At 32.8% G+C, this 12,247-nt stretch carries 8 protein-coding genes; 1 reads left to right on the top strand and 7 read right to left on the bottom strand.

Features of this window, described 5'->3' with window-relative positions:
- The coding region (locus AAGV28_RS13820; RefSeq protein WP_373407343.1) for a hypothetical protein at window positions 1-351 on the top strand (351 nt) is incomplete at its 5' end.
- A 68-nt stretch (window positions 352-419) separates the two neighbouring features.
- Here the strand turns inward: AAGV28_RS13820 and trhO are convergent.
- The 7 genes from trhO to AAGV28_RS13785 all read right to left on the bottom strand — a co-directional run bounded on the left by trhO (window position 420) and on the right by AAGV28_RS13785 (window position 12,081).
- A complete protein-coding gene (gene trhO / locus AAGV28_RS13815) occupies window positions 420-1,778 on the bottom strand; it encodes an oxygen-dependent tRNA uridine(34) hydroxylase TrhO (protein ID WP_373407342.1) in 1,359 nt (452 codons plus the stop codon).
- A 157-nt stretch (window positions 1,779-1,935) separates the two neighbouring features.
- Entirely contained in the window at window positions 1,936-4,206 is a 2,271-nt protein-coding gene (locus AAGV28_RS13810; protein WP_373407341.1) for a helix-turn-helix domain-containing protein, read from the bottom strand.
- Window positions 4,207-4,355: 149 nt separating this feature from the next.
- A complete protein-coding gene (locus AAGV28_RS13805; RefSeq protein WP_373407340.1) occupies window positions 4,356-4,982 on the bottom strand; it encodes an OmpH/Skp family outer membrane protein in 627 nt (208 codons plus the stop codon).
- A gap of 244 nt (window positions 4,983-5,226) precedes the next feature.
- Window positions 5,227-6,075 (bottom strand): class I SAM-dependent methyltransferase, encoded by an 849-nt coding sequence (locus AAGV28_RS13800; protein ID WP_373407339.1) that lies wholly within the window; start codon window positions 6,073-6,075, stop codon window positions 5,227-5,229.
- A 191-nt stretch (window positions 6,076-6,266) separates the two neighbouring features.
- Window positions 6,267-8,138 (bottom strand): tRNA uridine-5-carboxymethylaminomethyl(34) synthesis enzyme MnmG, encoded by a 1,872-nt coding sequence (gene mnmG, locus AAGV28_RS13795; RefSeq protein WP_373407338.1) that lies wholly within the window; start codon window positions 8,136-8,138, stop codon window positions 6,267-6,269.
- Window positions 8,139-8,389: 251 nt separating this feature from the next.
- Window positions 8,390-8,809 carry an rRNA maturation RNase YbeY gene (gene ybeY / locus AAGV28_RS13790; RefSeq protein WP_373407337.1) on the bottom strand — a complete coding sequence of 140 codons (420 nt, stop codon included), beginning with the start codon at window positions 8,807-8,809 and terminating at the stop codon, window positions 8,390-8,392.
- Entirely contained in the window at window positions 8,806-12,081 is a 3,276-nt protein-coding gene (locus AAGV28_RS13785) for a DUF4175 family protein (protein ID WP_373407344.1), read from the bottom strand. The genes ybeY and AAGV28_RS13785 overlap by 4 nt, the downstream gene beginning before the upstream one ends.
- Window positions 12,082-12,247 lie beyond the last annotated feature (166 nt).

Below are 12,247 nucleotides of genomic sequence, written 5' to 3'. Positions count from 1 at the left end.
TTCGGATGTTTTTTTCTCTTATCCTGTTCCAAGCAGATTTTAGACATTAAAAACCAAACCTATAAAAGCTATAACAGGAACAGTGAAAAAGGATATATCGTTACTTTTGAACTCAATAACACCGCCATAATTCCAAAATCAATTGTGATTAATGGAATTGTTCAAAATATCTCAATAGAAAACAAAATGGGTAATACATACCAAGTAAATGTGATTGCACAAACTTCTATAATTCATAACTACCAAGTAAAATTAGAGGAAAAAGAAAACGGAATTTATTTTGAGAAAGATTCAAAAGAGTTTTTTCAACCTGTGAAATTTAAATTAATTAAAGATTCTCCAAAACATTAAAATTTTTATAAAAAAAGCCTATTTCAAATGAATTGAAATAGGCTTTAAAACAATTTTTGACTGTATTTTTAGTCTAAAATCTTATATATTTTATCAGATAATCTGACTCTGAAAGGAACTGCAAATGTTACTCGGTCTCCTTTTTTGGCTACTGTGTTTTCTGAGTCGTTTACTATCATTTTTTCTAAAACCAATTCCTGATTTCCTGTAGTTGGTCCTGAGATTAAAATTTTATCACCCAAATTCAATTCCTGGTTTTCAATAGTAAAAAGTCCCACCTGAGCTTTTACATAATAATGCTCGGCTTTTCCAACTAAGGTCTTTTTTACTTTTATTTTCTGACGTATATCTGCCGATTTTGGAGCTGTAGCCAAAGCAGTATCAGATAGTTCTCCAGAGTGTTTGAACTTCAAACTTTCTGATTTTCCTTTTCTAAAAACTTTATTTCCTACTTGTTTCCCTTTTCTTAATTTTATTTGTTCGTCATAAGGCAAATGGATTATTTCCTGACATTCTGCAGAACAGCAATTTTCCATAGCCGCTTTGCAATCATCACATTGGATAAACAACAAATGACAACCGTCGTTAACACAGTTGGTGTGATTGTCGCAAGGTTTTCCACACTGATGGCATTGCGAAACAATATCATCAGTTATTCTTTCTCCTAAACGATTATCGAAAACAAAATTTTTCCCAATAAATTTACTTTCTAATCCTTCCTCTTCAATTTGCTTGGCATAATTGATAATTCCGCCTTCTAATTGGAAAACATTTTTAAAACCCTGGTGTTTGAAATACGCGCTCGCTTTCTCACAACGAATCCCTCCAGTACAATACATTACCAGATTTTTATCGTCTTTGTGATCTTGAAGTTGATCATTTATTATGGGTAAACTTTCTCTAAAAGTTTCTACATCCGGAGTGATTGCGCCTTTAAAATGCCCGACTTCACTTTCGTAATGATTTCTAAAATCGACAACAATCGTGTTGGGATCTTCCAGAATTTCATTGAATTCCTTGGCTTTTAAGTGTACACCTTTATTGGTTACATCAAAAGTGTCGTCGTTTAAACCGTCGGCAACAATTTTGTGACGCACTTTAATCGTTAATTTTAAAAATGCGTGATCATCTTGTTCAACGGCTACATTCAAACGAATGCCTTTCATAAAATCATATACTTCTAAAGTTTCTCTAAAAGCTTCAATATTTTCGGCAGGAACGTTCATTTGAGCGTTAATACCTTCGTGGGCAACGTAAATTCGACCCAAAGCATCCAGTGCATTCCAGGCTAGAAATAAATCGTCGCGAAATTTTTTGGGATCTTCAATTTTGGCATACGCATAGAAAGACAACGTAAGACGTTGTTTACCCGCTTGATCAATCAATTCAGCTCTTTCTTCTGCGCTTAAGGTGTTGTACAGTTGCATGCTATAAACGGTTTAAGTGAGAATATTTTTTGCAAAAGTATAAAAAATAACTCAAAAAGGACCAAAATTGTCATTCCAAGGAACGAAGGAATCTCATTTGCAAAGTCAAGTACTGTATAACTGTTTGTGAGATTGCTTCGTTCCTCGCAATGACTTTTTAATTCAAACTCGCTTTAAACATTTTCAGCTCATCCCAAGAGAATTTTTCGCCATATTGTTCTTTCAAACCACTTAGCGATTCTTCTTTGTAATATTTAAAAGCTTCGGCTAATTCGTCCATTTTATCCTGCGGTAAGACTTCGCTTATCGAAATACGTTTTGCCTGAATTAATTTGACCAAATGCGTTTCAATAGTTGTAATACTTAATTTTCGAATATCGGCAATATCCTGAATCGAATTTTTAGCAATCCACAAATCGAAAGTTTCCTCAACAGTTGACTTTTTTGGCGCTGCCTGATCTTTTTTCTTCGAAGTGTAGCGATTTACATCTTCTTCATCTTCAATCAACGTAATATTCGCTTCTTTGAATTGATTTTGAATGGCTTCTTTCTTTCTCGAAAGGTATTTTTTGATTTCGTCTGAAGTGAGTTTTTCTTTCGAAATAGGCTCATTTGCAATAACGGTTTCTATCAAAAGTTTGGTTTTCATCAAACGCAAAACGGCTTTCGATTGCAATTCTTCTAATTCCGATAATTCTTCAAAATAAGCTTTGGCTTTCTTGAGTCGTTTAATTTCTTCTATTTTCCACAGAATTTCAAAAACCAAATCGTCCATAGCTTTGAAAAAATAATCAAAGGCCGCCTGAATTCGGGCAGATACATGAATTAAATCCACCGTTTCATTAGCAAAAATTCGATTCAATTGAATGATGAATTTTTTGGATGGATCCAAAAGTGATTCGATATTCTCCAATTGCTTTGCTGCCCAAAGCGCATTTTTAGATTTTGCCGAAGTTTCCGTTTTATCCGAATAACTGAATTTATGATTGCGCCATTCCTGAGCCAAATCATACCAATCAAAGCTGTTAATCAAATAATTATGGATGAAATTTTTGGTTTCAAAATGCAGCGAATTTTTAAGCACCTCTTCCGAAGCTTTATTTTGTGCATAATCCATAACATCCTGATCGTTAGAAATACCATTCATTCGCAGAGGAGAAAGCAAAACTAAACCCTCTAACGAACGCAAACGCGACAAAGCGACATAAGCTTGTCCGGGCATAAAAACTTGCGAAACGTCAATCGCAGCTTTATCAAATGTTAATCCCTGGCTTTTATGCACCGTAATTGCCCAGGCTAATTTGATAGGATAATGCACAAAAGTACCCAAAACCTCCTCCTGAACCTCCTTTGTTAATGGATCGACTTTGTATCTAATATTTTGCCATTCGTATCGTTCCACTTCAATGGTTTTATGTTCTTCAGGAAAATGTACCAAGATTTCCTGACTCGAAAGCGATTTAATAATTCCCATTTTACCATTGAAATAGTTTTTTTCGAAAGCCAAATCGTTTTTCACAAACATGATTTGGGCACCCACTTTCAATTGCAAATTATGTTCCACAGGATAAATTTTCTCTGGAAAATCGCCAATAATTTCTGGTTTATACGTAATTAATTCTCCTTTCAAATCCTCCAAAGCTTGTGCATTCATTGCATCCGCTTTAGCATTATGAGTGGTTAATGTGATATAGCCTTTATTGGCTTTTAAATCAAAATTAGGTTTTACATATTGATTTAAAACCTGAACATCATCGGGCGTAATTTGGTTATTCCTTAAATTATTTAAAACGGAAATAAAACTAGAATCCGTTTGACGGAAAATTTTAGATAATTCGATGTACAAAGGCGGAGATTGCTGAATAACATGCGAATGAAAAAAGAATTTTCCTTTATAATAATTGCGTAACGTTCGCCATTCTTCATCCCGAATTACGGGCGGCAATTGCAATAAATCGCCAATAAAAAGCACTTGAACGCCGCCAAAAGGAGCACTTTTTTTACGCACCGTTTGCATCATATAATCCATAGCATCGAGCAAATCGGCACGAAGCATACTCACTTCGTCAATAACCAGCAATTCCATATTGCGAATCACTGCTTTTTTCAAACCACTCATTTTAAAATGCCTACGCAAACTTTCTTTATTCTCAAATTTTACTGTTTCTGAAAATTGGGATTCAGCAGTATGTGAAGGAATAAATCCACTAAACGGCAATTGAAACATCGAATGAATAGTGACTCCACCAGCATTCAAAGCGGCAATTCCTGTGGGCGCAACAACGACCGTGTTTTTATGCGTAGTTTCAATAATTTCACGCAAAAGTGTAGTCTTGCCAGTCCCCGCTTTTCCAGTCAAAAAGACCGAACGTTGCGTTTGATTGATAAACTGTAAGGTATATTGAGCGGCTTCGGATAAGGTTTGCATGGCTGGTGGAATTAGAGAACTAAATTAATAAAAATATTAAATTAAAAAATATAAGTTATTATTTACTTATTACAACTATGCATTTTAAATAATAATGCCTTCAATTCAAACGAGAATTGAAGGCATTTTTTTGAATTAATAGGAAACAACTATTTCTTTTCTTCTTTTTTATCTTCTACTTTTTCTTCGCTTTTAGATGAAGATTTGTATTTTTCATTCAAAGCTTTGATGATTTCTTTAGTGATATCATATTTTTCCTGAGCGTATAAAACTGAAGCAGCATCACCAGTACCGTAGATATAATCATATCCTTTTTGTTTCCCGTAATCTTTGATGAATTTTTTCACACCACTTACTAAACTATCCATTTCGGCACCGCTTGATTGTTGTAATTGTTGTGCCAATGCTTGTTGAGCATAACCCAGTTGTTGTTCTCTTTTTTGCAATTCAGCTCCTCTTTTTTGTGCCCACTCCTGACCGTTAGCTTGTGCTTGCGATTGGAAATTGGCAGCATCTTGTTTGAATCGATTAATCTCGGCTTCTAGCTGTCTTCCCTTTTCTTCAGATTGCGCTTTATATTTTGCTTCTAAATCTTTCGCCTCAGTATATTCTTTCATCAATTCCGAAGTATCAATGTAAGCCGTTTTTACTTCTTTAACTGTTTCTGTTGTTTTGTTACAAGCAACAACTGAAATAGAAATGGCAATAATTACTAAAGCTTTTTTACTCCTATTATAAATATTTCTTTTTGGGCAATCTTGAATCGTTGATCTCATTTTGATTTATTTCTGAATTAATGTGTGTGTGACAAAAATATAAAAAAATAGACAGCATCCTAAAAAACTTTAGAAAATGCCCGTTTTTTATAGTATTAGATTTAATTATTGTAAAAACAATAACAATAAGATAACCTTATTGAAACCAGCTTTATTATCTCGCTTATGAGCGACTTTTTTAAAAAAGACCCCAAAACATATCTTTTAACTTTAAAACAGCTCAGAAAACAGCTTAAAATGGTTTTTAGTTGTTTTTTAAGACGTAAATATGGGATGAATACTCAAAATTACGCTGGGCTTTCCAATTCGACTGTAATCCAATGAAAAATGCTTTTACAAAATTCATTTTTCCAGATTTGTATTTTTCAGAAAGTAAACTCACGTAAAAAGAATCAAATTTCATAGGAAGTACTTTTTCTAATTTCATTCCTTCTTTTGCAAAAAGCAATTCAATCGCTTTTTTAGAAAAATGCCAAAAATGAATAGGTACATCATAAGCCGCCCAAAATGCTCCGTAATGTTTTGCATCAAAAGATTTGTAATTAGGAACCGCAACAATCAAAGTTCCATCTTGTTTTAGCAAACGTTTTAATTCTTTAATTTGAGCATCTAAATCTGGAACGTGTTCTAAAACATGCCACATTGAAATGGTATCAAAAGAATGGCTTTCTAATTCCTTAGTATCTTCAACAAATAAAATTCCTTTTTTTATAGCAATTCCTTTTGCTCTTGGACTTGGCTCTACTCCTATTGTTTGCCAACCATTTTCTTGTACAGTTAATAAAAAATCTCCTGTTCCAGCACCAATATCTAAAATGCGTCCTTTATTCGGTTGAAAAGAATTAATTAAATCTAATTTATTTTTTAAAGCGATTTGCTTCACAAAATGATAGGCTTTTTCAAATAAAGATCTTTTGTTATCGGTGTGCGAAATATAATCTTCACTTTCGTAATATTTCCCCAAAGTATCCAAACTGGGTTGCGGATGCGTAATCAACATATCCAAAGTTTCATCCTGATACAAATCAAAAATCTCTTTAGAAACCGAATGGTCTTTTACAGTAAGGAAATGCTTTTTATTTAAAATATCCATTTTTTAGTGGTCAGTGGTCAGTTTTTTTAGTAATCAGTTTAGTCGTCTTACTAATAAATTTATTTGTAATTTAAAAATAGTTTCACGTGGAACAATTTTGTTATTAGTATTCAGTGGTCAGCTTTAAGTGGTCAGTTAGTGGATTTCTACTAAACTGAATACTAAAAAAAAACTGAACACTGAACACTTTTCTATCTTCCCATATAAATCAGTAAGACCGAAATATCGCTCGGTGAAACTCCACTAATTCTTGAAGCTTGTGAAATAGTTACTGGACGAATCTTGTCTAACTTTTGCTTGGCTTCTATAGACATTGATTTGATTTTATTATAATCAAAATCAACTGGAATTTTCACATCTTCTAGTCGAGTTAGTTTATCCGCGTTGTTTCTTTCTTTCTCGATGTAACCCGAATATTTGACTTGGATTTCGGCTTGTTCTAAAATTTCTTCATCCAAAACATTTTCGGCAACATAATTTTGAACTTTTTCAAACTGCATCATATCTTCTAAATCAATTTGCGGACGAGAAAATATTTTAAACATTTTATCACCTTGCGAAATGGCCGCTGTTTCTTTAGAAGCTAGAATTGGATTTGTTTCTGCAACTGAAACAGAAGTTTCTTTGAAAAAAGCCACCATTTTTTCAGACTCATTCAGTTTGTGTTCCATTCTTCTCAAACGCGCTTCTGAAGCCAAACCAATTTCATAAGCCATTGGAGTCAACCTAAAATCGGCATTATCCTGGCGCAATAACGTTCTATATTCAGCACGAGAAGTAAACATCCTGTATGGCTCTTCTGTTCCTTTCGTAATTAAGTCATCAATTAAAACTCCAATGTAAGCTTCATCACGTTTTAAAATTAACGGCGCTTTTTCATGGACTTTTAAATGCGCATTAATTCCAGCCATTAATCCTTGCGAAGCTGCTTCTTCATATCCTGTAGTTCCATTAATTTGTCCTGCAAAATACAAACCTTCAACCAACTTGGTTTCCAAAGTATGTTTCAATTGCGTTGGCGGAAAATAATCATATTCGATTGCATAACCAGGACGAAAGAATTTTACTTTTTCAAATCCAGCAACAGAACGCAATGCTTTAAATTGAATATCCTCAGGAAGCGAAGTTGAAAATCCGTTTACATAAACCTCACAGGTATTCCAACCCTCTGGTTCTACAAAAAGCTGATGGCGTTCTTTATCAGCAAAACGATTAATCTTATCTTCAATAGAAGGACAATATCTTGGCCCAAGACTTTTAATTCGTCCGTTAAACATTGGTGAACGATCAAATCCTTCTCGCAAAATATCATGAACATAAAGAGACGTATAAGTCATGTGACAAGAACGCTGATGCGTCAACGGAGAAGTTAAATCAGAATAAGAAAATTTAGAAGGCTTCGCGTCTCCTTTTTCTTCATTCATTTTCGAATAATCTAAAGAACGTCCATCCACTCGTGGAGGCGTTCCTGTTTTCATTCTTCCAGCTTCAAAGCCGGCCTGAATCAAATCTTCGGTAATTCCGTAAGCAGCACTTTCTCCCGCTCTACCTCCACCGAATTGCTTTTCTCCAATATGAATCAATCCGTTTAGGAAAGTTCCATTGGTCAACACCACCGATTTCGAACGAATTTCAACTCCTAAAGAAGTTTTGATTCCTTTTATTTTACCATTTTCAATAATCAATCCTTTTACCATTTCCTGATAAAAATCAAGATTTGGAGTTCCTTCTAACATCATTCTCCATTCTTCAGCAAACCGCATACGGTCACTTTGAACTCTTGGAGACCACATTGCTGGGCCTTTTGATTTGTTCAACATCTTGAATTGAATTGCCGTTCGATCAGAAACAATTCCTGAGTATCCTCCAAGCGCATCAATCTCACGAACAATTTGTCCTTTTGCTATTCCACCCATGGCAGGATTACAAGACATTTGAGCAATGTTTTGTAAACTCATTGTAACCAATAAAGTTTTCGAACCCAAATTTGCAGCAGCAGCAGCAGCTTCAGAACCTGCATGTCCAGCACCAACAACAATTACATCATACTCTTCTAGAAACATTTTCTTCTTATTTTTGATTTCAGATTTTCGGCTAAAATCATTGTTTTAAACTTTGTTCCACGTGAAACATTTGATTTAAGATTCTTGATTAACGATTACAGATTTTAGATTTTTTCTCAGATTTAAGTATTTGTTTTTACATTTGTTCCACGTGAAACATTGTTTAGTAAACATTTTACTTAAAGAAAAGTGTCGAATACTATTTACAATACTGTACAATCTGAAATCTATAATCGTTAAACTAAAAAAATTTATTGTTCCACGTGAAACATAGCGATTTTTTCATCTTCTTTTAAACGCATTATACGTTCGCTTTCTTCGTCTTTATCTTTATATCCACAATAATGCAAAACACCATGAACCAAAACACGCTTTAATTCTTCTTCAAAAGGAACTTCAAAATCTTTAGCATTATCCTCAACACGTTCAATAGAAACAAAAACATCGCCGTTTAATTCGTTACCAACAGTATAATCAAAACTAATAATATCAGTAAGTGTATCGTGATTTAAATACTCGAGATTGATTTTATGAAGGTAATCATCATCACAAAAAATATAATTAATCTCCCCTTCTTTCTTTTTTTCGGAAACAATTACAGCAGATAACCAAGCAGCAATTGCTTCTTCATTAACTAAATTAAAGTCACTTTCGTAGTTAAAATTTATCATTTTGTTTTAAAATATTCTTGAACCTTGCGATTAAAATTGGAGCGCAAAGGTAATGATTGTCTGTTTAATATCTCTATGCTATTCAAATATTCTAACAAGCTACTAGGCAAGGCTCTTGATTGATTAGAAAAGTCTTTGTTGTTAGTTTGAGATTGTCTTTTATTTTCTTCTCCTTGCTGCTGAATGGCATTGTTTAGTTTTAATAATTCCTGCTTGATATTCATCACTTTTTGAAGCGTTTCATTTTTAAAACCTTTGTTTAACAATTGTTTTTCTAATTGCTTCATTTGCTCTAAAGCGCTTTGACCTGAATTGCCTAAACCTTGTTTTTTCAATTCGTTTTCTAAAGCTTCTCGAAGTTCTTTTTGCTGTTTATAAATTTCCATTATAGACTGTGCATCTCCTTCTCCATCTTCTCCATTACCAGAAGTTCCTTTTCCATCTTTACCTTCTTTTGACTCACCAGGATTCATTCCCTGTTTCATTTTTTCGCCTAAACTTTGTTGTTTCGAAATAATATCTGGTAATTGCATTCCTTGTCCTTGACCCGGTTTTGGTTTTCCTTGTCCCATTGAAGACAAAGACATTTGCATATTATTAAGCAATTCACTTAAAAAATCCCCCAGTTTATTAGCTGAAGCAGTAGCATATTGTTGATGAGATAATCCTTTAGAAATTTGAGAATCGGTTAAAGTCTCTAAAGCTTTATCGACATTGTATTGTACATTGCCAACTTCCTTGGTAATCTCTTCTGTCAATTTTGGATTACGCAAAGACATAGCAAACAAACTATCGTCAACATGTTTGAATTGCAAACGCAAATCTTGTTGCACTTTTATGTTCTTATTAAAAGCTGGCGAACTAGAATTAGAAGATTTAAAACGCAACATCAAGGCTTCCTGAGAAAGAGAATATGCTAATAAATTGTCTAAAATTTGACGCAACATTTTAACATCTTCTTCCATTTGTTCCATCTCAGCTCCTTCCATTCCTTGTTCCATTTTCTTAGACATGGCCTTCATTTTCTTAGAAGCATTTTTTTGATTTGGTTTTGCTTTAGCCGAATTATTGTTTTTTAATTCTTCCGAAGCTTTCTTTAAATCTTCATCGATACTTTTTTCAGAAGCATCTTCATTAGGAATATCAATTGGCGATTTTAATTCTTTATTTTTCTTTTTTAAATCATTCAATTCTTTTTGGATTTTATCAAAATCATTATTTATTTGCTGTTGTTTTGAAAGTGTATTTTCTTTCTCATTCTCGGAAAGTTTATCTTGCTCTTCGGATAATTTATCTAATTTGTCAGCCAGTTGTTCAGCCTTTTTTTGAACATAATATTTCTTAGTAAGTTCAACTAACTGTTGTAAATTCTTAACCTGATTTTTACTCTTTTGTTTGAACTGATCTAATTTATCAAGCAAATCTTCATTCTTCATTTTATCATTCAGCGATTTTAATTCCTCTAAAAGTTTTTTGTTTTTTTCAATTTCTTCGTTGTTATTTTCAATGCGTTTTTCTAATTCTTTTTTGAATTCATCCTCCTCTTTCTGTTTAGATTCGTCTAAATTATTTTTCATTTTATCCATAAAATTACGCATCATTTCATCTTGCTTTTTTTGCTTCTGGATAAAGTCTAAAACTTTTTGCTGGTCTTTAAATTCGAAATTTTCTTTTTCTTTTCCAGATTTCTGAATCTTTTCCAATTGAGAAAATTGTTTGTCCTGACTCTTTAATGATTTTTGCAATCCTTGAATATTGTCCGATTGTTGTTTTAAAACCAAATCTTCTTTTTCCTGAGCAGTAACAATTCGATTAGAGAAAACAGAAGATTTCGAACTTTTAAAATGATGTATAAAATCATTATCGAAAACTTCAAAATAATAATCATAAGTCACTCCTTCTACCACTGGAAGATTAGCAGGAAAAGAAAAAACAAATTGGTCAAAAACTCCTGGCTTGATTGCAATTGTTCCACGTTTGGCAGTAGCCGGTTTATTAGATTCATAGTACACCACCTGCAACTGGCGTAAACCATAATCATCACTAATTTTCCCTAAAAGATAACTGTTAGCCAGCTTCAAACTATCAGGTGCCTGACTCACAGTGATCGAAGGAAACTGATCTTTGATAACCGTAAGCTGATAATTCAATTTTTCGTAGTTAATTATAGCTTTATTTGAGCTAATGATTTGATAATCTGTATTTTCATTGATATTTTTCGATAAAATAAAGCTATTATTACTTTTACTGAACTCAGAAACCGAATTGGTATTCGAAAACACCACTTTTTCAGTAGCATAAGTATTAATTTTCCAAGTCACTTTTGTTCCTTCTGGAATAATGGCATTACCAGTTCCTTTTACAGTCTCTGATTTTCTATTCAAATGCGAAGGGAAATTCAATTGCATTTCGAAATTTAAAATAGATGGGACAGCAACTACTTTTAAAAGATATTCTTCGGATGAAACAGCATTTCCTTGAAGATGAAAAGAAATATTCTGAGTGGGTTTTTCAATTTTAAATTCAAATTCACCAGGCTTTGTACTTTCCATAAAATAACTTTCATCATTAATGAAAATCATAGCATTTTCAGGAACTACTTTTCCAACGGTTTTAAACTTTAGAATAAAATCCTTGTTTTGTTCGGTTTGTAAACTCGAATTCAAAAGCACAAATTCAAATGGAGCTGGTGGTAAAAAAGTAGCATTAAAATGAACAATTCGATTCAAACTTTGAGTAATGATTCCCTTATTTCCCGAAAAATAAAAAGAAGCAAATAAGAAAACCGGAATTATCGCAAGAGGTAAATATTTTTTATTCGAGTTGAAATTAATTGCATTGGTAAAAGGAATGGGTTGCAAAGCATTTGCTTTTTGTTCGATAGAAGCCAAAAGGAGTTCAGATTTATTCTGATGAATATCAGAATCTGACAATTGAATAAAATTAAGCAACTTGTCTTTTACATCTGAAAAATGATTTCCAATTATGGAAGAAGCTTCGTTGTAATCAATTCCTTTTTTGAATTTAAATAGTTTAAAAACTGGAAACAAAATAAAACGGAAAAGCAAAACGACTTCTACTCCAACAAAAGTCCAAAACAAAATAGTTCTGCCTATAGGTTTTAACCAAAGAAAATATTCAATAAAAAGTGTGAAGAGAAAATACAATAATCCCAAACCAATGAAGAAAACTACGCCTCTTATCAATTCGTTTAAATAATACTTTCTAATAAATGCTTCTAATTTTTGATAAATAAAATTGGAACTATTCAAATTGTTTTTGCTTTTTAATAACCCATAAAAGTAATAATTATAATAATACAAAATTCCAAATTCCAAATTCCAAATTCCAAATTCCAAATTCCAAATTCCAAATTCCAAATTCCAAATTCCAAATTCCAAATTCCAAATTCCAAATTCCAAATTCCAAATTCCAAAT

The sequence above is a fragment of the Flavobacterium zubiriense genome, from assembly GCF_041729725.1.
GTDB classification, from domain to species: Bacteria; Bacteroidota; Bacteroidia; order Flavobacteriales; family Flavobacteriaceae; genus Flavobacterium; species Flavobacterium zubiriense.
This window is presented reverse-complemented; position numbering and strand designations above follow the sequence as displayed.

Excerpts from the sequence above, each read along its gene's own strand:
- AAGV28_RS13800 (WP_373407339.1), bottom strand. The coding sequence starts at position 6,075 with ATGGATATTTTAAATAAAAAGCATTTCCTTACTGTAAAAGACCATTCG.
- trhO (WP_373407342.1), bottom strand. The coding sequence starts at position 1,778 with ATGCAACTGTACAACACCTTAAGCGCAGAAGAAAGAGCTGAATTGATT.
- AAGV28_RS13810 (WP_373407341.1), bottom strand. The coding sequence starts at position 4,206 with ATGCAAACCTTATCCGAAGCCGCTCAATATACCTTACAGTTTATCAAT.
- AAGV28_RS13805 (WP_373407340.1), bottom strand. The coding sequence starts at position 4,982 with ATGAGATCAACGATTCAAGATTGCCCAAAAAGAAATATTTATAATAGG.
- ybeY (WP_373407337.1), bottom strand. The coding sequence starts at position 8,809 with ATGATAAATTTTAACTACGAAAGTGACTTTAATTTAGTTAATGAAGAA.
- mnmG (WP_373407338.1), bottom strand. The coding sequence starts at position 8,138 with ATGTTTCTAGAAGAGTATGATGTAATTGTTGTTGGTGCTGGACATGCA.